This window comes from Nocardia cerradoensis NBRC 101014 (genome assembly GCF_000308535.1).
Taxonomy (GTDB): Bacteria; Actinomycetota; Actinomycetes; order Mycobacteriales; family Mycobacteriaceae; genus Nocardia; species Nocardia cerradoensis.
On record NZ_BAFW01000042.1, the window covers coordinates 1 to 24,403 of the forward strand.

23 protein-coding genes are annotated in these 24,403 nt (G+C 67.2%); all 23 read left to right on the forward strand.

Going from position 1 to position 24,403, the window contains the following annotated elements:
• Positions 1-830, forward strand: an 830-nt coding sequence (locus ON23_RS05705; protein WP_039776810.1) for an arginine--tRNA ligase, incomplete at its 5' end; no start/stop codon positions are given.
• A gap of 40 nt (positions 831-870) precedes the next feature.
• Entirely contained in the window at positions 871-2,301 is a 1,431-nt protein-coding gene (gene lysA / locus ON23_RS05710) for a diaminopimelate decarboxylase (RefSeq protein ID WP_039776811.1), read from the forward strand.
• On the forward strand, positions 2,298-3,698 hold the full coding sequence (locus tag ON23_RS05715; RefSeq protein WP_051042074.1) for a homoserine dehydrogenase: 1,401 nt from the start codon (positions 2,298-2,300) through the stop codon (positions 3,696-3,698). Before lysA ends, ON23_RS05715 begins: the two co-directional genes overlap by 4 nt.
• Positions 3,695-4,792, forward strand: a complete 1,098-nt coding sequence (thrC, locus tag ON23_RS05720; protein WP_051042076.1) for a threonine synthase — start codon at positions 3,695-3,697, stop codon at positions 4,790-4,792. The genes ON23_RS05715 and thrC overlap by 4 nt, the downstream gene beginning before the upstream one ends.
• Before the next feature lie 25 nt (positions 4,793-4,817).
• Positions 4,818-5,777, forward strand: coding sequence for a homoserine kinase (gene thrB, locus ON23_RS05725; RefSeq protein WP_039776820.1), 960 nt, complete (start codon positions 4,818-4,820; stop codon positions 5,775-5,777).
• A 342-nt stretch (positions 5,778-6,119) separates the two neighbouring features.
• On the forward strand, positions 6,120-8,207 hold the full coding sequence (gene rho / locus ON23_RS05730) for a transcription termination factor Rho (RefSeq protein WP_039776813.1): 2,088 nt from the start codon (positions 6,120-6,122) through the stop codon (positions 8,205-8,207).
• A gap of 857 nt (positions 8,208-9,064) precedes the next feature.
• The gene (gene rpmE, locus ON23_RS05735) at positions 9,065-9,310 is read left to right on the forward strand and encodes a 50S ribosomal protein L31 (RefSeq protein ID WP_036498540.1); all 246 of its coding nucleotides are present in this window, start codon (positions 9,065-9,067) and stop codon (positions 9,308-9,310) included.
• A gap of 90 nt (positions 9,311-9,400) precedes the next feature.
• The gene (gene prfA, locus ON23_RS05740; RefSeq protein WP_036498560.1) at positions 9,401-10,483 is read left to right on the forward strand and encodes a peptide chain release factor 1; all 1,083 of its coding nucleotides are present in this window, start codon (positions 9,401-9,403) and stop codon (positions 10,481-10,483) included.
• Positions 10,483-11,382, forward strand: a complete 900-nt coding sequence (gene prmC / locus ON23_RS05745) for a peptide chain release factor N(5)-glutamine methyltransferase (RefSeq protein WP_039776821.1) — start codon at positions 10,483-10,485, stop codon at positions 11,380-11,382. The genes prfA and prmC overlap by 1 nt, the downstream gene beginning before the upstream one ends.
• Positions 11,383-11,454: 72 nt before the next feature.
• Positions 11,455-12,120, forward strand: a complete 666-nt coding sequence (locus tag ON23_RS05750; RefSeq protein WP_036498542.1) for an L-threonylcarbamoyladenylate synthase — start codon at positions 11,455-11,457, stop codon at positions 12,118-12,120.
• Positions 12,121-12,131: 11 nt separating this feature from the next.
• On the forward strand, positions 12,132-13,283 hold the full coding sequence (locus ON23_RS05755; protein ID WP_030518282.1) for an MraY family glycosyltransferase: 1,152 nt from the start codon (positions 12,132-12,134) through the stop codon (positions 13,281-13,283).
• A gap of 22 nt (positions 13,284-13,305) precedes the next feature.
• A complete protein-coding gene (locus ON23_RS05760; RefSeq protein WP_030518281.1) occupies positions 13,306-13,758 on the forward strand; it encodes a Cg1360 family ATP-synthase-associated protein in 453 nt (150 codons plus the stop codon).
• 272 nt (positions 13,759-14,030) lie between these two features.
• The gene (atpB, locus tag ON23_RS05765; protein WP_223273948.1) at positions 14,031-14,852 is read left to right on the forward strand and encodes a F0F1 ATP synthase subunit A; all 822 of its coding nucleotides are present in this window, start codon (positions 14,031-14,033) and stop codon (positions 14,850-14,852) included.
• Positions 14,853-14,922: 70 nt separating this feature from the next.
• Positions 14,923-15,171, forward strand: a complete 249-nt coding sequence (locus ON23_RS05770; RefSeq protein ID WP_025347580.1) for an ATP synthase F0 subunit C — start codon at positions 14,923-14,925, stop codon at positions 15,169-15,171.
• Positions 15,172-15,176: 5 nt separating this feature from the next.
• On the forward strand, positions 15,177-15,731 hold the full coding sequence (locus tag ON23_RS05775; protein ID WP_039776814.1) for a F0F1 ATP synthase subunit B: 555 nt from the start codon (positions 15,177-15,179) through the stop codon (positions 15,729-15,731).
• Positions 15,732-15,820: 89 nt separating this feature from the next.
• Positions 15,821-16,630 (forward strand): F0F1 ATP synthase subunit delta, encoded by an 810-nt coding sequence (locus ON23_RS05780; RefSeq protein WP_039776815.1) that lies wholly within the window; start codon positions 15,821-15,823, stop codon positions 16,628-16,630.
• 63 nt (positions 16,631-16,693) lie between these two features.
• A complete protein-coding gene (gene atpA, locus ON23_RS05785) occupies positions 16,694-18,331 on the forward strand; it encodes a F0F1 ATP synthase subunit alpha (protein WP_030518277.1) in 1,638 nt (545 codons plus the stop codon).
• A gap of 54 nt (positions 18,332-18,385) precedes the next feature.
• Positions 18,386-19,357 (forward strand): F0F1 ATP synthase subunit gamma, encoded by a 972-nt coding sequence (locus ON23_RS05790; protein WP_039776816.1) that lies wholly within the window; start codon positions 18,386-18,388, stop codon positions 19,355-19,357.
• Between the two features lie 26 nt (positions 19,358-19,383).
• Positions 19,384-20,832, forward strand: coding sequence for a F0F1 ATP synthase subunit beta (gene atpD / locus ON23_RS05795; protein WP_039776817.1), 1,449 nt, complete (start codon positions 19,384-19,386; stop codon positions 20,830-20,832).
• Between the two features lie 6 nt (positions 20,833-20,838).
• The gene (locus tag ON23_RS05800) at positions 20,839-21,213 is read left to right on the forward strand and encodes a F0F1 ATP synthase subunit epsilon (RefSeq protein WP_036498593.1); all 375 of its coding nucleotides are present in this window, start codon (positions 20,839-20,841) and stop codon (positions 21,211-21,213) included.
• A gap of 499 nt (positions 21,214-21,712) precedes the next feature.
• Positions 21,713-22,135 (forward strand): DUF2550 domain-containing protein, encoded by a 423-nt coding sequence (locus tag ON23_RS05805; protein WP_030518273.1) that lies wholly within the window; start codon positions 21,713-21,715, stop codon positions 22,133-22,135.
• A gap of 24 nt (positions 22,136-22,159) precedes the next feature.
• Positions 22,160-22,768, forward strand: coding sequence for a cob(I)yrinic acid a,c-diamide adenosyltransferase (locus ON23_RS05810; RefSeq protein WP_051042078.1), 609 nt, complete (start codon positions 22,160-22,162; stop codon positions 22,766-22,768).
• Between the two features lie 10 nt (positions 22,769-22,778).
• A complete protein-coding gene (murA, locus tag ON23_RS05815; RefSeq protein ID WP_039776818.1) occupies positions 22,779-24,041 on the forward strand; it encodes a UDP-N-acetylglucosamine 1-carboxyvinyltransferase in 1,263 nt (420 codons plus the stop codon).
• The last annotated feature ends 362 nt before the right edge of the window (positions 24,042-24,403 follow it).

The following is a 24,403-nucleotide window of genomic DNA, read 5'->3' on the forward strand; positions in this document are numbered from 1 at the left end:
TGTACGAGAAGGACGGCGCCTGGTGGATCGCCAGCACCGAATACGGTGACGACAAGGACCGCGTCGTCATCAAGAGCGACGGCAAGTCCGCCTATATCGGTGGCGATATCGCCTACTTCCAGAACAAGCGCTCGCGCGGGTTCGACCTCTGCATCTACATGCTCGGCGCCGACCATCACGGCTACATCGGCCGGCTGAAGGCGGCGGCGGCCGCGTTCGGCGACGATCCGAACACCGTCGAGGTGCTGATCGGCCAGATGGTGAATCTGGTGCGCGACGGCGTGGCGGTGCGGATGAGCAAGCGCGCGGGCACGGTGGTCACCCTCGACGATCTGGTCGAGGCGATCGGCGTCGACGCCGCCCGCTACGTGCTGGTGCGCAGTTCGGTGAACTCGAGCATCGATATCGACCTGGATCTGTGGACCAAGCAGAGCAGTGAGAATCCGGTCTACTACGTGCAGTACGCGCACGCCCGCACCTGCGCGGTCGCCCGCAATGCCACCGACTTCGGATTCGCCGGTGTCACACCGGATCTCGGCCTGCTGGTCGCCGACGAGGAGGGCGAGCTGATCCGCACCCTCGGCGAGTTCCCGGCCGTGGTGGCGAGTGCGGCGAGCCTGCGCGAACCGCACCGCGTGGCCCGTTATCTGGAGGAACTGGCGGGCGCCTACCACCGCTTCCAGACCAACAAGACGCTGCGGATCCTGCCGCAGAACGACGACCCGGTCCTGCCGGTCAACGCCGCCCGCCTGCAACTGGTCGACGCCACCCGTCAGGTGCTGTCCAACGGTCTGGCGCTGCTGGGCGTATCCGCCCCGGAGCGCATGTGAACCGCCGTCGGTCAGGTCATCGTGTGAGGAAGGAATTATTGTGAGTGCGCATCCGGCGGGACCTCGGCACGCCGAGATCCCCCACGCCCCCAACCTGCCGGAGCGGCCCGCGGACCCCCGCGAGATGATCGACCTGCCCGATAAGGTGTGGCCGCGCAACGCCTCTCGCGACGCCGCGGGTGTGGTGCGCCTGGCCGGTGTGCCCGTCACGCAGCTCGCCGCCGAATTCGGCACGCCGCTGTTCGTGGTCGACGAGGACGACTTCCGCTCCCGCTGCCGCGATATGGTTCGCGCCTTCGGTCCCGGCGCGCGAGTTCACTACGCCTCCAAGGCATTTCTGTGCGGCGAGATCGCGCGCTGGGTGCGCGACGAGGGCCTGCATCTGGACGTGTGTTCCGGCGGCGAGCTCGCGGTGGCGTTGCACGGCGGTTTCCCGGCCGAGCGAATCGCGTTGCACGGCAACAACAAATCGGTCGCCGAACTGGAGCAGGCCGTCGCGGCGGGTGTCGGGCACGTCGTCGTCGACTCGCTGATCGAGATCGAGCGCCTGGAGGCGGTCGCCGCCCGCGCGGGCGTGGTGCAGGACGTGCTGGTCCGCGTCACGGTCGGCGTGGAAGCCCATACGCACGAATACATTTCGACCGCGCACGAGGATCAGAAGTTCGGTTTCTCGATCGCCGGCGGCGATGCGATGGAGGCATTGGCCCGGGTATTCGAGGCCGACAATCTGCGCCTGGTCGGCCTGCACAGCCATATCGGATCGCAGATCTTCGACATCGACGGTTTCGAGATCTCCGCGCGGCGCATGTTGCGCCTGCTGCGCGATGCGATCGAGAAGTTCGGCGCCGAGCGCACCGAACAGATCGCGATCCTGGATCTCGGTGGCGGACTCGGCATTTCGTATCTGCCGAGCGACGATCCGCCGCCGCTGGACGACTTCGCCGCGAAGGTGCGCGACCTCGTCGAGGTGGAGGCGGCGCAGATCGGCCTGCCCACCCCGACCATCGCGGTGGAGCCGGGCCGCGCGATCGCCGGTCCGGGCACCGTCACCCTCTACGAGGTCGGGACCACCAAGGACGTCTCGCTCGACGCCGGCGCGCAGCGCCGCTACGTCAGCGTCGACGGCGGGATGAGCGACAACATCCGTCCCGCGCTGTATCAGGCCGACTACGACTGCCGGCTGGTCTCCCGCTCCAGCGAGTCCGCTCCCGTGGTGGCCCGTGTGGTCGGAAAGCATTGTGAGAGCGGCGATATCGTCATCCGCGACACCTGGATGCCGGCCGACGTCGGACCGGGGGACCTGGTTGCGGTCGCGGCCACGGGAGCGTACTGCTATTCGATGGCCAGCCGCTACAACATGCTCACCCGGCCGGCCGTGGTCGCGGTCCGCGACGGGCAGGCGCGGCTGCTGCTGCGCCGTGAGACGGTGGCGGATCTGATGAGCCTGGAAGCGACGGAGGTGCATTCATGACCGAGGCGACGAACCAGGCCCGGGGCGGTGCGTTCGGGATCGAACATCCCATCGGGGTCGCGGTGCTCGGCATGGGCAACGTCGGCACCGAGGTGGTGCGCATCCTGCGTGACCACGCCGACGACCTGCGCTCGCGGGTGGGCGCCCCGGTGGTGCTGCGCGGCGTCGCGGTGCGCCGCCTCGACGTCGACCGAGGCATTCCGGCCGAGCTGCTGACCACCGACGCCGAGGCGCTGGTGGCCCGCGACGACGTCGACCTGGTGGTCGAGGTGATGGGCGGGATCGATCCGGCTCGCAAGCTGATCCTGGCCGCGCTCAACGGCGGCAAGTCGGTCGTCACCGCGAACAAGGCGCTGCTGGCCGACTACACCGGCGAGCTGGCCGCGGCGGCCGAGGGCAGCCGCGCCGACCTGTACTTCGAGGCCGCGGTGGCCGGCGCCATTCCGGTGGTGCGCCCGCTGATCCAGTCGATGTCCGGCGACCGGGTGAACCGGGTGGTCGGAATCGTCAACGGCACAACGAATTTCATCCTCTCGGCGATGGACGAGACCGGCGCCGACTACGCCGATACGCTCGCCGAGGCGACCCGGCTCGGCTACGCCGAAGCGGATCCCACCGCCGATGTCGAGGGCTACGACGCCGCCGCCAAGGCCGCGATCCTGGCCTCGCTGGCCTTCCACACCCGCGTCACCGCCGCCGACGTCTACCGCGAGGGCATCTCGAAGATCACCGCCGAGGATCTGGAGACCGCGGCGGCGGTCGGCTGCACCGTGAAGCTGCTGGCCATCTGCGAGCGCATGCCCGGCGGCGAGCGTCTGTCACTGGACGGATCGGCGGTCGCCGCGCCGGGTGACGCGGGCGGTTCGGCCGCCGGTAAGGACCGGGTGTCGGTGCGCGTGTACCCGGCGCTGATCCCGCGGCGGCATCCGCTGTCCTCGGTCAACGGCGCCTTCAACGCGGTGGTCGTCGAGGCCGAGAACGCCGGCCGGCTGATGTTCTACGGCCAGGGCGCGGGCGGCGCGCCGACCGCCTCGGCGGTGATGGGCGATCTGGTGATGGCGGCCCGCAACAAGTTCTACGGTGGCCGCGCACCGGGTGAATCGGTTTATGCTGAGCTGCCGATCGCGCCGATCGGCGACATCCCGACCCGCTATCACGTGAATCTGCAGGTTGCCGACCGCACCGGGGTTCTGCAGGCGGTGTCCGGCAAATTCGCCGAACACGGTGTCAGCATCTCGACGGTCCGCCAGGAGGGATTCGACGAGGGCGCCCGACTGGTCGTGGTCACCCACCACGCGCCGGAGTCGGCGCTGGCCGATACCGTGACAGCACTTGCCGAGCTGGAATCCGTCACATCCGTGACCAGCGTCTTGAGATTGGAAGGCACCGAGGAATGAGTCAGACAGGAGCGCCGCCGTCGGCCGGGGCCGTGCACACTCCGTGGCCGGGGCTGATCGCCGCCTATCGGGAGCGCCTGGCGGTCGGCGCGGACTGGGAGCCGGTCACCCTCTACGAGGGCGGCACGCCGCTGGTGCCCGCGCATCACCTGTCCGAGCTCACCGGCTGCGAGGTGTATCTCAAGGTCGAGGGTCTCAACCCGACCGGGTCGTTCAAGGACCGCGGTATGACCATGGCGATGACCGACGCCAAGGCCCGCGGCCAGAAGGCGGTGCTGTGCGCGTCCACCGGTAACACCTCGGCGTCGGCGGCGGCCTACGCCACCCGGGCCGGCATGCACTGCGCGGTGCTGATCCCGCAGGGCAAGATCGCGATGGGCAAACTCGCGCAGGCGGTCATGCTCGGCGCCAAGATCATTCAGGTCGAGGGCAACTTCGACGACTGCCTGGAGCTGGCCCGCAAGGTCACCTCGGACTTCCCCGAGGTCGGCCTCGTGAACTCGGTCAACCCGGCCCGCATCGAGGGGCAGAAGACCGCGGCCTTCGAGATCTGCGACGCGCTGGGCAAGGCCCCCGACGTGCACGCCCTGCCGGTCGGTAACGCGGGCAACATCACCGCGTACTGGAAGGGCTACAGCGAATATCACGCCGACGGCCTCACCGCGAGCCGCCCGCGCATGCTCGGTGTGCAGGCCGCCGGCGCCGCGCCGCTGGTCAACGGTGCGCCGGTGAAGGATCCCGAAACCATCGCCACCGCGATCCGGATCGGCGCGCCCGCGTCCTGGAACAGTGCGGTGGCCGCCCAGGAGCAGTCCGGTGGCGCCTTCCGGGCCGCCACCGACGACGAGATTCTGGCGGCGTATCGCCTGGTCGCGAGCACCGAGGGCGTCTTCGTCGAACCCGCCTCGGCCGCCAGCGTGGCCGGTCTGCTGGCCGCGCGCAAGGAGGGCTGGCTCGATTCCGGTCTCACCGTCGTGTGCACCGTCACCGGCAACGGCCTGAAGGACCCGGACACCGCCCTGCTGGGTATGCCCGCGGTGGAGGCGATCGCGGTGGACCCGGTAGCGGTGGCCCGCGAGCTCGAGTTGGCCTGAGTTGAGTGCGCGCGAAGGTCAGTTGATGACGCGGACCCTCCCGCCCGGTATCACCGTGACCGCGAAGGTGCCCGCCTCCAGCGCCAATCTCGGACCCGGATTCGATTCGCTCGGTATCGCTTTGGGGCTGTACGACGAAATCGTGGTACGGACCACCGATTCCGGGCTTACCATCCGAGTGGAGGGTGAGGGCGCCGACGACGTCCCTTGGGGCCCTTCACATCTGGTGGTGCGCGCGATCGAACGCGGCCTGGAAGCCGCGGGCGTCTGGGCCGACGGGCTGGATGTGGTGTGCCGCAACGTCATTCCGCATTCGCGAGGGCTGGGATCGTCGGCCTCGGCGGCGGTCGGCGGACTCGCCGCCGCGCGCGGGCTGGCCGCGAAGTTCGACCCGGCGCTGACGGGTTCGGACGCCGAATTGGTGCAACTGGCTTCGGAATTCGAGGGCCATCCCGACAACGCCGCCGCGAGCGTGCTCGGCGGCATCGTGGTGTCGTGGACGGAATCCGACCGCGCGGGTGAACTCGACGCGAGCAGTTCCGTCGAGCACCACCAGCGCGTCTACCGCGCGGTGCGGCTGGAACCGCACCCGCGGCTGCGCGCCACGGTGCTGATCCCGCAGGAGCGGTCCTCGACCGCGCACACCCGCGGCCTGCTGCCGGAGACGGTCCCGCACGGCGACGCCGCATTCAATGTCAGCCGCGCCGCGCTGTCGGTGGTCGCCCTGACCGAGCGCCCCGACCTGCTCCTGCCCGCGACCCAGGACCGCCTGCACCAGGGCTATCGCGCCACCGCGCTGCCGCTGACCACCGCCTGGATCACCCGGCTGCGCACCGCCGGACTCGCCGCGATGGTGTCGGGCGCCGGTCCGACCATCCTGGCGCTGAGCACCGGAGAATTTCCGGACGACCTGCGCAAACTCGCCGAGGAGGACGGTCTGCGCGTGGTCGAACCCGACATTTCCGCGGGTGTGAGCGTGGACTGATGGCGTGGCTGCCTTGCTGACGTGGTCGGACAGAGCTATCCTGAGCACGTCCGTACATCGTGCGCGTCAGACGCCGGTGCTTCATCAGGGCAATCGCTCCAGCAGGCTCCTTGCTCAAGCTCGGTGGCTCGGGGGCTCGAATCACTCGGGACTTCGACCTCGACGTCGGGGACAGCGACTGGAATGATCACTCCCACTCAATGAACCGGTGGCCGTGACCAGGTGGTGATTCCATCGGTCCGGCGGGGCAGGCGATACGGCATCCGAGCTCGGCACAGTGATCGGGCTTCGGGACGAACCCTCGAATATGCACACGGCAATCGAGGGAAGGAAAGGATCTCCGTGACAGATACGGACCTGCTCGCGACACCCGGGGTGGACACTGCAAATCCCTCGGACGGCCGCGAAAGTGACTCCGGACAGATTTCGAAGATGAGCGAACACACCGACGTCGCACGATCGGGGCTGACTGGAATGTTGTTGCCGCAGTTGCGTGCGCTTGCCGGAGAGCTCGGTATCCGAGGCACATCCGGAATGCGTAAGGGCGATCTCATCGCCGCCATCAAGGAAAACCAGGCCTCCTCCGGCAAGTCCGCGCGTGGTGGCCGGGGCGATGCGAAATCCGCCGAAGCGGACACGGGCGCCGAGGCCGCCGCGAAGTCCGCGTCGAATGCCGCGACCGAATCCGGTGCGGCGGTGAAGACCGAGTCCCCTCAGACCCCCGAGAACGCCGCCGAGTCCGCCGGCAAGGGCCGCACCAAGAACGATGCGCCGAAGGGCACCCGCAACGGTGCCGCGCGTGGTCAGCAGCAGACTCTCGACGGCGTCGGCACCGAGAACGCGTCCGCCAAGGCGGAAACCGCGGAATCGGCTGCGCGCCCGGCCGATTCGGGTGACGAGTCCGGTCGTGACGGTGGCCAGCGTGGCCGCGGCCGCCAGCGTCGTGGCCGCGACCAGCGTGGTGAGGGCGGCGACAACCGCGGCGAGAACCGCGGTGGCGAGGCTCGTGCCGAGACCAAGACCGAACCGAAGGCCGAGGGCGGCGAGGCCAAGCCGGATCAGGAGTCGGGCGATCGTCGCCGCGACCGCAACCAGTCCGGCGGCCAGAACCAGTCCGGCCAGAACGGCGCCGCCCGCGGTGGCGACCGTGGCCGCGACCAGCGTGGTGAGGACGACGAGGAAGGTGGGCGCGGGCGCCGCGGCCGCCGGTTCCGGGAACGCCGTCGTGGCGGACGTGACCGTGAGGGCGGCGAGGGCGGCCGCGAGGTCGAGATCCGCGAGGACGATGTCCTGCAGCCGGTCGCCGGCATCCTCGACGTGCTCGACAACTACGCGTTCGTCCGTACCTCGGGCTACCTGGCCGGCCAGAACGACGTCTACGTGTCGATGAACCTGGTGCGCAAGAACGGCCTGCGCCGCGGTGACGCGATCACCGGTGCGGTGCGTGCTCCGCGCGAGGGCGAACAGGGCAATCAGCGCCAGAAGTTCGATCCGCTGGTGCGGCTGGACACGGTCAACGGCTCGGATGTCGAATCCGCCCGCCGCCGGCCGGAATTCAACAAGCTCACCCCGCTGTACCCGAACCAGCGGCTGCGGCTCGAGACCACGCCGAACAAGCTCACGACCCGCGTGATCGACCTGATCATGCCGATCGGTAAGGGCCAGCGTGCACTGATCGTGTCGCCGCCGAAGGCGGGTAAGACCACGATCCTGCAGGACATCGCGAACGCGATCGCCACCAACAACCCGGAGTGCTACCTGATGGTGGTGCTGGTGGACGAGCGTCCCGAAGAGGTCACCGATATGCAGCGCTCGGTGCGCGGCGAGGTGATCGCCTCGACGTTCGACCGTCCGCCGAGCGATCACACCTCGGTCGCCGAACTCGCCATCGAGCGGGCCAAGCGCCTGGTCGAGATGGGTCAGGACGTCGTCGTGCTGCTCGACTCGATCACCCGGCTGGGGCGTGCGTACAACAACTCCTCGCCGGCCTCGGGGCGCATCCTGTCCGGTGGTGTGGATTCCACCGCGCTGTACCCGCCCAAGCGGTTCCTCGGCGCGGCCCGCAACATCGAGAACGGCGGCTCGCTGACCATCATCGCCACCGCCATGGTGGAGACCGGTTCCACCGGTGACACGGTGATCTTCGAGGAGTTCAAGGGCACCGGTAACGCCGAGCTCAAGCTCGATCGCAAGATCGCCGAGCGGCGCGTGTTCCCGGCCGTCGACATCAACCCGTCCAGCACCCGCCACGACGAGTTGCTGATGTCGCCCGACGAGATGGCGGTCATCCACAAGCTGCGCCGGGTGCTCTCGGGCCTCGATTCGCAGCAGGCGATCGACCTGCTCATCGACCGTTTGAAGAAGTCGAAGAGCAACGTCGAATTCCTGATGACGGTCTCGAAGACCGCACCGGGCGCCTTGGACGAGTAGGCGACGAGCAGTACGTCCGCCCGGCGCGCACCCGCGGGTGCCGCTCGGCTCGCGATAATGCGGCCCCGCTTCGGCGGGGCCGCATTGCTGTCAGTGGCGACCGCGCACGTCGATGAGGGCGTCGGCCGGCCCGTGGCGGGGTCGGCGAATAGAACAACAGGCCGATCACCGCGGCTGCGGTGATCAGGCAGATCAGGAGCAGGGCGGTGACACCGGTGATGGATCCGGTGGAGACCGAGGTCGCGGCGAATTCGTAGGGCTGGTCCGGTCCGGCGGGTGTCGCGACGGTCGCGCGGGGCGGCGTGCCGGAGGCGGTCAGCCACCCGGCGAGGACGAGTATCCCCAGCGTGGCCAATATGGTCGCCGCGCCGATCTCCTTCGTATGTGCCCGGCCCGGTGCCGGGCCGATGGTGCGGTCGGGGTGACGTCCGAGGCGGGACTCGCCGACGGCCGGGGCGCGCGATCTCCTGCTCGCCCCCCGCGCGGTGTGGAAATTCACTGCTGTCCCTCGGATCGTCGGTTCGATTGCCATGGGTCTTCTTCCTGCAACGAATCTACGAACAAAGGTGTTCATATTCCCGAGTAGCCGACTACTCGTTTCAGGGTGGCTCGAGAACCGCGAAATCGCGTGCCGCTACTTCCTTGGGGTGTGCCGTTGTCCGGGTGCCGACGCCGGAACAAATGCGGTACGGGGTGCGTTGTGAGTGCGTATCGGCGGTTCTGGCATACTGGACCGTCGGTGCGTCTGCGATCGGCAGACCATCCCGCCTAGTCGGTTCCGGTTCACGTCCATGACGGCAGCACGGCAGATACAGCCGTGTGCTCGGGCGACCCGGGGCCAGATCGAGAGGACACCCATGAAGGCAGGAATTCACCCGGCATACGTGCCGACCACCGTTGTCTGCGGTTGCGGCAACACCTTCCAGACTCACAGCACCAAGGAGTCGGGCCACATCACCGTCGAGGTCTGCTCGCAGTGCCACCCGTTCTACACGGGCAAGCAGAAGATCCTCGACACCGGCGGCCGCGTCGCCCGCTTCGAGGCCCGCTACGGCAAGCGCGCCAAGAAGGCCGAGCAGTCCGAGAGTTCGGAAGCCCAGTAGCTACCCCGCCAACGCCCGTCCTGCCCCGCGCAGGCCGGGCGTTGGTGCGTTTACAGGTGTCCGCACGCTCCCACGGAAGGCATGACCGCCATGGCCGACAAGATCACGGCCCCCTCCGCCATCGACGACATCCTCGCCGAACACGCCGGCCTGGAGACACAGCTGTCGGATCCGGCGTTGCACAACAACCCGGGTGAGGCCCGTCGCGTCGGTAAGCGGTTCGCCGAATTGGCGCCGATCATGTCGACCTACACCAAACTCAGCGCGGCGCGCGACGATCTGGCCGCCGCCCGGGAGCTGGCCGCCGACGATGCGTCCTTCGCGGCCGAGGTCCCCGGGCTCGAACAGCAGGTCGAGGAGCTGTCGAAGGCGCTGACCGATCTGCTGGCCCCGCGCGACCCGCACGACAGCGACGATGTCGTGCTCGAGGTGAAGTCGGGGGAGGGCGGCGAGGAGTCGGCCCTGTTCGCCTCCGATCTGGCCCGCATGTACATCCGCTACGCCGAACGGCACGGCTGGAAGGTGGAGGTCCTCGACGCCAACGTGTCCGACCTGGGTGGATACAAGGAGGCGACGCTCTCGATCAAGAGCCGCGAGCCGAGTCGTGACGGCGTCTGGTCCCGGCTGAAGTTCGAGGGCGGGGTCCATCGTGTGCAACGCGTGCCGGTCACCGAATCGCAGGGCCGCATCCACACCTCCGCGGCCGGCGTGCTGATCTATCCCGAACCCGACGAGGTCGAACAGGTCCAGATCGACGAGTCGGATCTGCGCATCGACGTCTACCGCTCCTCCGGTAAGGGCGGTCAGGGCGTCAACACCACCGACTCCGCGGTCCGGATCACCCATCTGCCCACCGGCATCGTCGTGACCTGCCAGAACGAGCGTTCGCAGCTGCAGAACAAGATCCGCGCCATGCAGGTGCTCTCGGCGCGGTTGCAGAGCCTGGCCGAGGAACAGGCCGAGGCCGACGCGGCCGCGGGCCGTGCCTCGCAGATCCGCACGGTCGACCGCTCCGAGCGCATCCGCACCTACAACTTCCCCGAGAACCGCATCACCGACCACCGCATCGGCTTCAAGGCCCACAACTTGGATTCGGTGCTGGACGGAGAACTGGACGCGCTGCTCGACGCTCTCGGTGAAGCCGACCGCGCCGCCCGGCTCGCGGCGGAATGATGCAGGCCCCCGGCGAGGCGGGGCAGCACCGAGTGCCGCTCCGTCCCGCGATCATCGAGGCCGCGCGCACGCTCGCGGCGGCGGGGGTGCACAGCCCGCAGATCGATGCGGAATTTCTGGCCGCCTTCGTCCTCGAGGTCGAGCGATCGCGGCTGGCCCTGATTCCGATGGTCACCCCGGAACAGCTCGAACGGTTCCGCAAATTGGTGGCGCGCCGGGCCGAGCGGGTGCCGCTCCAGCATCTGACGGGCGCCGCGTCGATGGGTGAGGTGGATCTCGAGGTGGGCCCGGGCGTGTTCGTCCCGCGGCCGGAGACCGAGCTGATCTTCGCGTGGGCGCTGGCCCAGCTCGAGGCGGCCGGCCACGAACACCCTCCGATCGTGGTCGACCTGTGCACCGGATCGGGCGCCCTGGCCCTGGCGATCGCCAACGCCCGCCCCGACGCCGAGGTGCACGCGGTCGAAATCGACCCCACCGCAAGGCAATGGGCGCAGCGCAACGCCGATCGGCAAGCCGCGCAAGGAGATACGCCGATCGTTCTGCATGCCGGCGATGTCACCGACGCGCAGGTGCTGGCCGAGCTGAACGGCCGCGTCGACGTCGTCGTCGCGAATCCGCCCTACATCCCGTCCGGCGCACGGCTGGAACCCGAAGTGGCCGAACACGATCCGCATCTCGCCCTGTTCGGCGGCCCCGACGGACTCGAGGTGATCGCTCCCATGGTCGCCACCCTCGCGCGGCTGCTGCGCCCCGAGGGGGTGGCCGCCGTCGAACACGACGATTCGCACGGTCCGCAGGTCGCTGCGCTGTTCGCCGGAGACGGCCGCTTCTGCGACATCGTCGAACACCCGGATCTGGCCGGCCGGCCGCGCTTCGTCGCCGCCCGCCGCGCGCGCTGACGGTCGCGATTGCCGAGAATTTGCGCGAAGCCGGGCAACGTGCCGTGAGACACATTCAATAGACTCACCGCCGTGAGTACCGTCTACGACTGCTCCGATCCCGATTCTCGTGCCGCCGGATTGACCGCCGCGCGGACCACCTTGAAATCCGGACGGCTGGCCGTCATCCCCACCGATACGGTCTACGGAATCGCCGCGGACGCGTTCGATTCCACGGCCGTGGCCGGCCTGCTGGCGGCCAAGCGGCGCGGGCGCGACATGCCCGTGCCGGTGCTGGTCGGTTCGTGGAACACCATCGACGGACTCGTCTTCTCCGTGCAGCCGCAGGCCCGCGACCTGATCCGCGCCTTCTGGCCGGGCGGGCTGAGCCTGGTCGTGCAGCAGGCGCCCTCGCTGGCCTGGGATCTCGGTGACGCCCGCGGCACGGTGATGCTGCGCATGCCGCTGCACCCGATCGCGCTGGAACTGCTGCGCGAGGTCGGTCCGATGGCCGTGTCGAGCGCGAACGTCTCCGGGCAGCCGCCCGCCACGACGGTCACCGAGGCGCGACACCAGCTGGGCAACCAGGTGGGCGTGTATCTGGACGGCGGCCCGGCCGAACACGGTGTGCCCTCCACGATCGTGGATCTGACCGGCGACCGTCCGCGGGTGCTACGGGCCGGTGCGGTGACCGTCGCCCAGGTCGCCGAGGTGCTGGGGATGGCGCCGGACGAACTGTCGCCCGAGACCACCCGCTGACGGCCCGGTAGATGGTTTTCAGTCAGGGTGCGGTCGTCCCGCTGCGCGAGCTGCTTCTGGTGCTGCTCGTGTCCGCGGTGGTGACGATGTTGTCCACCGGCGGAATTCGGGTGCTGGCCATCGGTTTCGGCGCCATCGCGGTGCCCCGCGATCGTGATGTTCATCTCGAGCCGATTCCGCGCATGGGCGGCGTCGGCATCTATCTGGGTGTGCTGGCCGCGGTGCTGTTCGCCCATCAGCTGCCGGCGCTGCGCCGCGGTTTCGACTATCCGCGCGATATTCCGGCCGTGCTGGTCGCGGGCACCCTGATCGTCCTGGTCGGCATCGTCGACGACCGGTGGGGCCTGGACGCGCTGACGAAGTTCGTGGGCCAGATCTCGGCCGCCGGGGCGATGGCCGTGATGGGCCTGAGCTGGGTGGCCATCTACAACCCGTTCAGCAACACCACGGTCGTGCTCGACCAGCTGCAGGGCTGGGTGGTGACGGTGGCCATCACCGTCACCATGATCAACGCGATGAACTTCGTGGACGGTCTCGACGGGCTCGCGGCGGGGCTGGGGCTGATCGCCGCCGCGGCGGTCTTCGTGTTCACCGTGGGTTTGCTCTATCAGCAGGGCGGCGCGACCGACGGCTATCCACCGGCCCTGCTGGCCGCCGCGCTGGCCGGCGGATGTCTGGGATTTCTGCCACATAATTTCCACCCGGCGCGAATATTCATGGGCGATTCCGGATCGATGTTGATCGGTCTGATGCTCGCCGCGGTCTCCACCGGCGCATCCGGCCGAATTCCGCTCACCGGATACGGGCCGCGCGACATCGTGGGTCTGCTGTCACCGCTGTTGCTGGTGGGAGCGGTGATGTTCATTCCCGTATTGGATCTGGTGCTCGCAATCGTGCGCCGCGTGCGCGCGGGTGTGAGTTTCTCCACTCCCGACAAAATGCATTTGCACCACCGTTTGTTGCAGATCGGCCATTCGCATCGGCGCGTGGTGTTGTTGATCTATCTGTGGGTCGGCGTTCTCGCATTCGCCGCCGTGGGCACCTCTCTGATGGATCGCCGGGTGGTGGTTCTGCTGTTCGCGGCCGGTTTGGTTTTCGCCCTGGTTGTGACGGCCGTCCCATCGTTGCGTGAAGTGGTCGGGCTCCGCGGTCGCCGCAAGTAAGGAACGGGTAAAGTGGCTCGACGTGAGCACGGCACCCGAATTGCACCCCGACGCGCCACTACGAGCAGCGCTGCGTTACGGCATCGCCGGATTGTGCGTGCTGGTGGTGGTTTCGGTCGTCGCCGGCTCGATCGTCGCGGGCTGGGCCGGTTTCTGGGGCGCGCTCATCGGATCCGCGATCGGTGGTTTCTTCATTCTCACCACGGCCGCCCTCGTGCTGTTCAGCGCGAAATTGGATTCCGGCATTCAGGGCATGGTGATGCTGGCGAGCTGGATCGGCAAAATTCTGGTCGTGATGATCGTGGTCGCGATCTTGCACCAGTTCGATTTCTACAGCCCCGGCACCCTTTTCCTGACCGTCGTGGGGGCGTTGCTGATTGTTCTCGGAGCCGAGACGTACGGACTTCTGCGCCAACGTGTTCCGGTGATCGACCCGCCGGCCGGGTCCGCCGACCAAGATCGTTCGAACGTGTGAACAAGACCCCCTACACGTTGTCGTAGATAGCTTGGTAAACTCTTTACCGTAAGCATCCGAACCAACGGGGCCGACCGCATCGTCGCCGGTGCGAGAGGTTATGCTTACTGCCGTGCCGGTCCTTCGGTGAGAAGTTCCGGCCCTGCACCGTCGACGATGTCGCCGACGTACAGACGCCACTGCGGGTCTCCCCGCGCAGCTGCTGACGAACTTCGAGCCGACCTGAGTCGACCACCTGATCGTCAATGTCCGATCGAACCGCGAGATGGAACATGTCTCGTGGCCGAACACGGGAGAGAATGCTGAGCGTCACCACTCTGGCGGGCGAGTTCCACGCGCCTTCGCTACAAGACTTCTTCCCTGATGCGCTGCTGTTCGGGGGGACACCTTTCGAGATCGACCGATTGATGATGGTTCGCCTCATCATGGTGGCGGTATTGGTTGCGGTGATGTTGCTCGCATTCCGCAGTCCCCGTCTCGTTCCTCGCGGTCTGCAGAACGTCGCGGAGATCGGCCTGCTGTTCGTTCGTGAGCAGATCTGCGATGAAGTGCTGGGCAAGAAGACCGGCCGCAGGTTTTTCCCGCTGATCGCCACGATCTTCTTCACGGTGCTGTTCCTGAACTTCTCCAGCGTCATACCGCTGTTGAACATTTCCTCGAACGCGCGCGTCGGAATGCCGATCGTGCTGGCGGCCATCGCCTACATCACGTTCAACTACGTCGGTATCCGCAAGTACGGATTCTGGCGGTACATGCGCTCGTCGGTCGTGGTGCCGAATGTTCCGGTCGCGCTGCACGTGCTGCTGATTCCGATCGAGTTCGTCTCGACCTTCATCCTGCGTCCGTTCACGCTGACCGTCCGACTCATGGCCAACATGCTGTCCGGTCACATCATGCTGGTGTTGTTCTTCAGCGCCACCCAGTTCTTCCTCTTCGACGCCGCTTCGTGGATGAAGATCTTCTCGCCGTTCTCCTTGCTCGCGGGATTCGGATTCACCCTTTTCGAACTTCTGGTGATCTTCCTGCAGGCCTACGTGTTCGCGCTGTTGACGGCTGTGTACATCAGCCTCGCCGAGCACGCCGACTCGCACTGACCGCACGACCGCACAAGAACTGCCCCACCTGCCGCCGGGCGGGTGGGCAACAGAAAGGGAAAGAAATCTCATGAGCCTCTCCTACGTGGCCGCCGAACTCGCCCAGACCTCGGATCGGGTCAAGGGCTACGGCGCTATCGGTTACGGTCTGGCCGCGATCGGCCCGGGTGTCGGCGTCGGCATCGTCGTCGGTAAGGCGATCGAGGGCATCGCCCGTCAGCCTGAGCTGCAGGGCACCATCCGGACCAACATGTTCCTGGGTATCGCGTTCACCGAGGCCCTCGCGCTGATCGGCCTCGTCGCCGGCTTCATCTTCTGATTCCGATGAACAGCATGTACTTGCTCGCCGAGAATGCAGAGGACAAGAACCCTCTGATTCCGGAGCCATACGACATCGTCTGGTCGGTGGTGTGCGTTGTCGTCATCGGGATCCTGTTCTACAAGTACGTGGTTCCTCGATTGACGAAGGTGCTCGACGAGCGCTCGGAGAAGATCGAAGGCGGCATGGCCAAGGCCGAGGCCGCACAGGCCGAGGCGCAGGAAACCCTGCAGCAGTACCAGCAGCAGCTGGCCGAGGCTCGGCTCGAGGCGGCGCGCATCCGTGAGGAAGCGCGTACCCAGGGCCAGCAGATCCTCGCGCAGCTGCGCTCGGAGGCTCAGGCCGAAGCCGATCGCATCGTCTCCGCCGGTCATGCCCAGCTCGACGCCCAGCGTCAGCAGATCGTGACCGAGCTCCGGTCCGAGCTCGGCCGCACCGCGGTCGACCTGGCCGAGAAGATCATCGGGCAGTCCGTGGCGGACGAAGCCAAGCAGGCGGCGTCCATCGATCGGTTCCTCACCGAGCTGGATCAGAAGGCCGGCATCGGGGTCGGAAGGTAACCTGCGCCTGAGAGGTCTTGTCGGTGACGCAAGTCACCGGCGCCCGACCACTCCGGGCCCCGGAATTCAACACAGTGAAAGTGGGAAGCATGTACGCAGCGAGCCGCGAGGCGAGTTCCCGTGCGAGGGAAGCTCTTTCGGCCGCACTCACCGGGAGTGACTCCGTCGCCGCCACGACGGGCTCCGAACTGTTCGCCGTAGTCGCCGTGCTCGACGACCAGCGTTCGCTGCGTGTGGCGCTCGCGGATAAGTCGGTGTCGAGTTCGGTGCGTGCCGAACTGGCCGAACGCGTTTTCGGCGGCAAGATCAGCGCGGCCACTCAGGCCGTGCTGACCACTGCCGTCGCCCAGGACTGGTCTCGTACCCGAGATCTGGTCGACACCCTGGTGCTGCTCGGGCAGGAGGCGCTGTTGCGCGCCGCGGCCGACCGCGGACGTATCGACGCCGTCGAGGACGAGTTGTTCCGGCTGGGCCGCACCGTCGAAGACAACCCGGATCTGGAGCAGGCGCTCACCGATCGCGGTAAGCCGGCGGCCGCCAAACGCGATCTGCTGGCGCGGCTGCTCACCGGGAAGGTCGAAGACGTCACCATGCAGCTGGCCGAGCAGGCGGTCGGCCGGTCGCGCGGTGATGTCGGCGTCGCTTTCGATCAGTTGTCCGATCTGGCGGCGTCGTTGCGCAAGCAGATCGTCGCGCACGTTCGTTCGGCGACGGCCCTGACGCAGCAGCAGCGGGAGCATCTCGCCGCATCGCTGCAGCGAATCTACGACAAGCCGGTCACCATCCACGTGCAGGTCGATCCGGCACTGCTGGCCGGTGTCGTCGTGCGCATCGGTGACGACGTGATCGACGGCAGCGCCGTCGGCCGACTGCAGCGCCTGCGCCAGGCCCTGGCCTAGCCGGGCCCTCGAGCCCGGCAACCCACCCCGACATTCCAGACCACAGCGAGAGCAGGAAGAACCATGGCGGAGCTGACGATCTCCCCCGATGAGATCCGTAGCGCGATCGAAAGCTACACCCAGAGCTACACCCCCGAAACCTCCATCGAGGAAATCGGCACGGTCACCGACACCAGTGACGGCATCGCGCACGTCAGTGGCCTGCCGTCGGCGATGACCAACGAGATCCTCGAGTTCCCCGGCGGTGTGCTGGGTGTCGCGTTGAACCTCGACCCCGACGAGATCGGTGCGGTCATCCTCGGTGAGTTCGACGGCATCGAAGAGGGCCAGCAGGTCCGCCGCACCGGTGACGTGCTCTCGGTGCCGGTCGGCGACAAGTTCCTGGGCCGCGTCATCAACCCCCTGGGCCAGCCGATCGACGGCTTGGGCGAGATCGAGGCCGACGAGCGCCGCGTGCTGGAGCTGCAGGCCGCGACCGTGCTGGAGCGCCAGCCGGTCGAGGAGCCGATGGCCACCGGCATCACCGCCATCGACGCGCTGACCGCCATCGGTCGTGGCCAGCGTCAGCTGGTCATCGGCGACCGCAAGACCGGTAAGACCGCGGTCTGCATCGACGCCATCCTGAACCAGAAGGCCAACTGGGAGTCCGGCGATCCGACCAAGCAGATGCGCTGCATCTACGTCGCGATCGGCCAGAAGGGCTCCACCATCGCCGGTGTGAAGTCCGCGCTCGAGGCGCACGGCGCGATGGAGTACACCACCATCGTCGCCGCCCCCGCGTCCGACTCCGCCGGTTTCAAGTGGCTCGCGCCCTACACCGGTTCCGCGCTCGGCCAGCACTGGATGTACCAGGGCAAGCACGTGCTGATCGTGTTCGACGACCTGTCCAAGCAGGCCGAGGCCTACCGCGCCATCTCGCTGCTGCTGCGCCGCCCGCCGGGCCGTGAGGCGTACCCCGGTGACGTCTTCTACCTGCACTCCCGCCTGCTGGAGCGTTGCGCGAAGCTGTCCGACGCGATGGGCGCCGGCTCGATGACGGGTCTGCCGATCATCGAGACCAAGGCCAACGACATCTCGGCGTTCATTCCGACCAACGTCATCTCCATCACCGACGGCCAGGTCTTCCTCGAGTCCGACCTGTTCAACAAGGGTGTGCGCCCGGCCATCAACGTCGGTACCTCCGTCTCCCGTGTCGGTGGCGCCGCGCAGACCAAGGGCATGAAGAAGGTCGCCGGTTCGCTGCGTCTGGAGCTGGCCTCCTACCGCGAGCTGGAGGCGTTCTCCGCCTTCGCCTCCGACCTGGACGCCGCCTCGCTGGCCCAGCTCGAGCGTGGTGCCCGCTGGGTCGAGCTGCTCAAGCAGGACCAGTACTCGCCGGTCGCCGTCGAGGACCAGATCGTTTCGATCTACCTGGTCGACGCGGGCTTCTACGACTCGGTGCCGGTCGGCGACGTCCGCCGCTTCAACTCCGAGCTGCTCGAGACGCTGCACCGCGCCGCGCCGCAGGCCTTCGAGTCGATCGCCGGTGGCAAGGTCCTCGAGGGCGAGGCCGCCGACGCGATCAAGACCGAGACCGAGCGCTTCAAGCAGGGCTTCCTGGCCTCCGACGGCAGCCGCGTGGTCAACGAGGCCGACGCCGGTGAACTGGACCACGAAGAGGTCGAGTCGCTGTCGGTCACCCGTAAGCACGTCGAGAAGTAAGCCGGGTCCGACGATGCCTACGAATTCGATACGCGAAGGGAGTGTGAACCGCTGATGGCGAACTTGCGTGAATTGCGCTCCCGTATTCGTGGCGTGAGCTCGATCAAGAAGATCACCAAGGCCCAGGAACTGATCGCGACCTCGCGAATCAGCAAGGCCCAGGCCCGGGTGGCCGCCGCGAAGCCGTACGCGGAAGAGATCACCAAGGTGCTCGGCGAATTGGCCAGTGCCTCCTCGAATCTCAACCACCCCCTGCTCACCGAGCGGGCCACTCCGCGCCGCGCCGCCATCCTGGTGATCACCAGTGACAGCGGTATGTGTGGTGGCTACAACTCCAACGTGCTCAAGCGCACCGAGGAACTGATCACGACGCTGCGTTCCGAGGGCACGGAGCCGGTGCTGTACGTGATGGGCAACAAAGGCCTGACGTACTACACCTTCCGCAACCGCCCGCTGGCCGGTTCGTGGACCGGGTTCTCGCAGCAGCCGCACTACACCGACGCTTCGGCCGCATGCCACCACCTGGTGGATGTGTTCATGGCGGGCTCCGACACCGAGGTGGAGGGGCCGGGCGGCACCGGGACCATCGAGGGCGTGGACGAGATTCACATCGTCTACACCCGCTTCGTCTCGATGCTGTCGCAGGTGCCCGAGGTTCGCCGGCTCGCTCCGATCCAGGTGAGCTTCATCGACGAGAACTTCGAACTCGGCGAGGACATGCTCACCGACTCGCCGGACGCGAAGATCACCTCGCTCTACGAGTTCGAACCGGATGCGGACAAGCTGCTCGGCGCCCTGCTGCCGAAGTACATCAACACCCGCATCTACTCGTCGTTGCTCGAGGCCGCGGCCTCGGAGTCGGCCGCGCGCCGCACCGCAATGAAGGCTGCCACCGACAACGCCACCGAGCTGGTCAATACCCTGACCCGCCAGGCGAACTCGATCCGGCAGGCGAACATCACGCAGGAAATCAGTGAAATCGTCGGCGGCGCGAACGCGCTGGCTGCGTCCTCGGATCGCGACTAAGCCCTAGCCCCCATGGAAGAGAACAAATGACCGCAGCTGTCACGCAAGAAAACGCAAGCCGGGCGGGCGCTGGCACAGGCCGCGTCGTCCGGGTCAACGGCCCCGTGGTGGACGTCGAGTTCCCGCGCGGCGCCATCCCAGATCTGTTCAACGCGCTGCACGCCGACGTCACGCTGCCGTCGGTGGCCAAGACGCTGACCCTCGAGGTCGCGCAGCATCTGGGCGACAACATCGTTCGCACCATTTCGATGCAGCCGACCGACGGCCTGGTCCGCGGCGTCCCGGTGTCCGACACCGGCAAGCCGATCTCGGTTCCGGTCGGCGACGTCACCAAGGGCCACGTGTTCAACGCCCTCGGCGACTGCCTCGACACCCCCGGCCTGGGCCGCGACGGCGAGCAGTGGGGTATCCACCGCCAGCCGCCCGCCTTCGACCAGCTCGAGGGTAAGACCGAGATCCTGGAGACGGGCATCAAGGTCATCGACCTGCTGACCCCGTACGTGAAGGGCGGCAAGATCGGTCTGTTCGGTGGTGCCGGTGTCGGCAAGACCGTTCTGATCCAGGAGATGATCACCCGTATCGCGCGTGAGTTCTCCGGTACGTCGGTATTCGCCGGCGTCGGTGAGCGCACCCGTGAGGGCACCGACCTCCACCTGGAAATGGAGGAGATGGGCGTCCTCCAGGACACCGCCCTCGTCTTCGGCCAGATGGACGAGCCGCCGGGCACCCGTATGCGGGTCGCGCTGTCCGCGCTGACCATGGCGGAGTACTTCCGCGATGTGCAGGGTCAGGACGTGCTGCTGTTCATCGACAACATCTTCCGTTTCACCCAGGCCGGTTCCGAGGTCTCGACCCTGCTGGGTCGTATGCCTTCGGCCGTCGGTTACCAGCCGACCCTGGCGGACGAGATGGGTCAGCTGCAGGAGCGCATCACCTCGACCCGTGGTCGTTCGATCACCTCGATGCAGGCGATCTACGTCCCCGCCGACGACTACACCGACCCGGCGCCGGCGACCACCTTCGCCCACCTGGACGCGACCACCGAGCTCTCCCGCCCGATTTCGCAGAAGGGTATCTACCCCGCCGTCGACCCGCTGACCTCGACCTCGCGAATCCTCGAGGCCTCGATCGTCGGCGAGCGGCACTTCGCGGTGGCCAACGAGGTCAAGCGAATCCTGCAGAAGTACAAGGAACTCCAGGACATCATCGCGATTCTGGGTATGGACGAGCTCTCCGAGGAGGACAAGGTCCTCGTCGGCCGGGCGCGTCGTCTGGAGAAGTTCCTCGGCCAGAACTTCATCGTGGCCGAGAAGTTCACCGGTCAGCCGGGTTCGGTCGTGCCGCTGGAGCAGACCATCGACGACTTCGAGCGGGTCTGCAAGGGCGAATTCGACCACCTGCCGGAGCAGGCGTTCAACTCCTGCGGTGGCCTGGACGACGTCGAGGCGGCCGCGAAGAAGATCGCCGGGAAGTAGTCCACCATGGCGGATATGTCAGTTGATCTGGTCGCCATCGAGCGGCGGCTGTGGTCGGGGACGGCGAGTTTCGTCAGTGCCCAGACCACGGAAGGTCAGATCGGTATTCTGCACGGCCACGAGCCCGTACTCGGCCAGCTGGTCGAGGGCGGGATCGTGACCATCGACAGCACCGAGGGCGAGCGCATCGTCGCGGCCGTGCACGGCGGTTTCTTCTCGTGCACGGGTGAGGCGGTCCGGATTCTCGCCGAATCGGCGGAATTCGCGGGCGATATCGATCTCGACGCCGCCCGCGCGGTACTGGCCGATCCGAATGCCTCGGAGCAGGAACAGAATGCGGCGACCGCGCGAATTCGCGCGGTGGAAGCGATAAACGCCTGACGCGAACGCCTCAGGGCGAGAACCGAATAGCGCAACCGTGTGGCGGCCCGGATATCCGGGCCGCCACACGGCGTTTCCGCTGACCGCGCGGTCTCCCGCTGCCGGACTGTCGTGCCGACGGGCCGGGCATCCGATCCGACGAGGAGGAGTCTGCAAATGCCCGACCGGGACCGGCCACGCCCTGGCCATGGTGACCGTCCGGGGTGCGCCCTTCACGATGGGCTGACGCGCGCCGGCGCGATACCGGGGCCCGTCGCGGACCCTGTGCGCAGCCAACCGCGACGGGCTTCGAATGTCCTTGTGCGAGTGTGCCTCTGATCACCTTCCTCCGGATCGGCGAATCGGCCGATATCCTCGTTTGTGGAACGGATGTACCGGCTGTGTGCCGCGGCGCCCTGGTTTGTAGACTCGCTGCGGGAGCGGCCTTGTTCGGGGATGGCACGGCGCTGGCGACGGCACAGGGGCGAAGCGAAGGGACGGACCTGGATTGCGGACCGGGATGGTGCTTCTGATCATTCTGGTGCTGCTGCTGGTCGGCGTAGCGCTGGTGTCGCTGTATCGCCTGATCATGTTGCGCCGAGGTGGAACCGCGGCGATTCTGCGTGTACTTCCGGCGCAGGGTGGTCAAGGGTGGCGGCACGGTCTGATTCGCTACGGCGAATCCCGGCTCGTCTTCTACAAACTCACCAGCCTGAAAGTGGGACCGGATTCGACCATCCGGCGGCTGGGCATCGAAGTGGTCGATCGGCGTTCTCCGGTGGGCGACGAGTACGACATCATGACCGACGACATCGTCGTGATCGCGGTTTCCGACGGTGACGGCAGCTATGAACTCGCCCTGGATCGCCCCGCGCTGACGGCATTCCTGTCCTGGGTCGAATCACGGCCCTCCGAACGAATCCGGCGCCGTCCGGGACGTTGACCCAGAAATAGGTGGTCACCAGCAATGAGTGTGCATCTGACCAAGATCTATACCCGGACCGGAGACGACGGCACCACAGGCCTGAGCGACTTCTCCCGGGTGCCGAAGACCGATCCGCGACTGGTCGCCTACGCCGACTGCGACGAGACCAACGCCGCCCTCGGCGTGGCGCTCGCCCTCGGAGAGCCGCAGGCGCGCATCGCCGAGGTGCTGCGCCAGGTGCAGAACGATCTGTTCGATGCCGGCGCCGATCTGTCCACCCCGGTCGTGCCGGACCCGAAATATCCGCCGCTGCGGATCACCCAGTCCTATATCGACCGCCTGGAACGCTGGTGTGACGAGTTCAATGCCGAGCTCGCTCCGCTGAATTCGTTCATCCTGCCCGGCGGCACGCCGTTGGCCGCGCTACTGCATACGGCCCGCACTGTGGCGCGCCGGGCGGAACGCGCGGCATGGGCGGCGGTGAACGCGCATCCGGACGACATCAGCGTGTTGCCCGCGAAATACTTGAATCGGCTGTCCGATCTGCTGTTCATCCTCGGCCGGGTGGCCAACCCGGAGGGTGACGTGCTGTGGCGGCCCGGGGGATCGGAGACCGGCGGACCGGCCGCGACCGACCAACCCTCCCGTTAGGCTGGCCCCCGTGAGTGAACGGTTTCTGGTGACCGGGGGCAGTCGGCTGGTCGGCGAGGTCTCAGTGGGTGGCGCGAAGAACAGCGTCCTCAAGTTGATGGCCGCCGCCCTGTTGGCCGAAGGCACGACGACGATCACCAACTGCCCGGACATCCTGGACGTGCCGCTGATGGCGGAGGTCCTGCGCGGTCTGGGCTGCGATGTCACCGTCGACGGATCGGTGGTCGCCATCACCACACCGGCCGAGCCCAAGTATCACGCCGACTTCCCGGCGGTGACCCAGTTCCGCGCCTCGGTCTGCGTCCTCGGACCGCTGATGGCGCGGTGTAAGCGCGCCGTCGTCGCCCTGCCCGGCGGCGATGCGATCGGGTCCCGTCCGCTCGATATGCACCAGGCCGGTCTGAGATTGCTCGGCGCGACCAGCGAAATCGAGCACGGCTGCCTGGTCGCTCGCGCCGACGAGCTGCAGGGTGCGCGGATCCGGCTGGATTTCCCGTCGGTCGGTGCGACCGAGAACATCCTCATGGCCGCGGTCCTCGCGGAGGGGGAGACGGTGATCGACAACGCCGCGCGCGAACCCGAGATCGTCGACCTGTGCACCATGCTCACCCGGATGGGCGCCCGCATCGACGGCGCCGGCACCTCGGTCCTCACCATCTCCGGCGTGCGCAAACTCGCGCCCACCACCCATCAGGTGATCGGCGACCGGATCGTGGCCGCGACCTGGGGAATCGCCGCCGCGATGACGAGGGGCGACGTCCGCGTCACCGGCCTGAATCCCAAACACCTCTCGCTGGTGCTGGACAAGCTGCGTTCGGCGGGCGCGCGGATCACGTTCGAACCCAACGGTTTCCGGGTGGAACAACCGGAGCGGCCGCGGGCGGTGAATTTCTCCACCCTGCCGTTCCCGGGCTTCCCCACCGATCTGCAGCCGATGGCGATCGGCCTGGCGACCATCGCCGACGGGACGTCCATGATCACCGAGAACATCTTCGAGGCGCGCTTCCGCTTCGTCGAGGAGATGATCCGCCTGGGCGCCGACGCCCGCACCGACGGCCACCACGCCGTGGTTCGTGGCATCCCGCGGCTGTCGAGCGCGCCGGTGTGGTCGTCCGATATCCGCGCCGGCGCGGGTCTGGTGCTCGCGGGTCTGGTCGCCGACGGCGTCACCGAGGTGCACGACGTCTTCCATATCGACCGCGGCTACCCCCACTTCGTCGAGAACCTGCGCTCGCTGGGCGCCGAGGTGGAACGGGTCGGCACGCCGGCGTAGTCCGGCGTACATCCGAAAGACCTTCCTGACCAGGCGATTTGACATAGAATCAACCGCCACGTAACTTATTCCAGGTCAGAGCGACACGGACACCAACCCCGGGCCGAGAGGCAAGGGGACAACGAGGTAGTACGGGGAGCGCCTGACGATCACACTGGTTCGACCGAGACCCCGATTTGGTTCGGGTCCGATGGTTGAGCTAAGCTGGAAAAGTTGCCTCGCCGATCGAACAGATGAAAATCTGGGAGATGGTGAGTGCGTGTGTTCTTTGAGAACTCAATAGTGTGTCGATGAATGTCAGTGCCAAATATTTATTTTGGTTCCGTTTATCCTCCCCCCGTGAGGGTGACGGACATTTTTTA

What these genes read in the sequence shown, in the direction of transcription:
- ON23_RS05715 (WP_051042074.1), top strand. Translation starts at nt 2,298, where the DNA reads ATGACCGAGGCGACGAACCAGGCCCGGGGCGGTGCGTTCGGGATCGAA.
- thrC (WP_051042076.1), top strand. Translation starts at nt 3,695, where the DNA reads ATGAGTCAGACAGGAGCGCCGCCGTCGGCCGGGGCCGTGCACACTCCG.
- thrB (WP_039776820.1), top strand. Translation starts at nt 4,818, where the DNA reads ATGACGCGGACCCTCCCGCCCGGTATCACCGTGACCGCGAAGGTGCCC.
- rpmE (WP_036498540.1), top strand. Translation starts at nt 9,065, where the DNA reads ATGAAGGCAGGAATTCACCCGGCATACGTGCCGACCACCGTTGTCTGC.
- prfA (WP_036498560.1), top strand. Translation starts at nt 9,401, where the DNA reads ATGGCCGACAAGATCACGGCCCCCTCCGCCATCGACGACATCCTCGCC.
- prmC (WP_039776821.1), top strand. Translation starts at nt 10,483, where the DNA reads ATGCAGGCCCCCGGCGAGGCGGGGCAGCACCGAGTGCCGCTCCGTCCC.
- ON23_RS05755 (WP_030518282.1), top strand. Translation starts at nt 12,132, where the DNA reads ATGGTTTTCAGTCAGGGTGCGGTCGTCCCGCTGCGCGAGCTGCTTCTG.
- atpB (WP_223273948.1), top strand. Translation starts at nt 14,031, where the DNA reads ATGTCTCGTGGCCGAACACGGGAGAGAATGCTGAGCGTCACCACTCTG.
- ON23_RS05770 (WP_025347580.1), top strand. Translation starts at nt 14,923, where the DNA reads ATGAGCCTCTCCTACGTGGCCGCCGAACTCGCCCAGACCTCGGATCGG.
- ON23_RS05775 (WP_039776814.1), top strand. Translation starts at nt 15,177, where the DNA reads ATGAACAGCATGTACTTGCTCGCCGAGAATGCAGAGGACAAGAACCCT.
- ON23_RS05780 (WP_039776815.1), top strand. Translation starts at nt 15,821, where the DNA reads ATGTACGCAGCGAGCCGCGAGGCGAGTTCCCGTGCGAGGGAAGCTCTT.
- atpA (WP_030518277.1), top strand. Translation starts at nt 16,694, where the DNA reads ATGGCGGAGCTGACGATCTCCCCCGATGAGATCCGTAGCGCGATCGAA.
- ON23_RS05790 (WP_039776816.1), top strand. Translation starts at nt 18,386, where the DNA reads ATGGCGAACTTGCGTGAATTGCGCTCCCGTATTCGTGGCGTGAGCTCG.
- atpD (WP_039776817.1), top strand. Translation starts at nt 19,384, where the DNA reads ATGACCGCAGCTGTCACGCAAGAAAACGCAAGCCGGGCGGGCGCTGGC.
- ON23_RS05800 (WP_036498593.1), top strand. Translation starts at nt 20,839, where the DNA reads ATGGCGGATATGTCAGTTGATCTGGTCGCCATCGAGCGGCGGCTGTGG.
- ON23_RS05805 (WP_030518273.1), top strand. Translation starts at nt 21,713, where the DNA reads ATGGTGCTTCTGATCATTCTGGTGCTGCTGCTGGTCGGCGTAGCGCTG.
- ON23_RS05810 (WP_051042078.1), top strand. Translation starts at nt 22,160, where the DNA reads ATGAGTGTGCATCTGACCAAGATCTATACCCGGACCGGAGACGACGGC.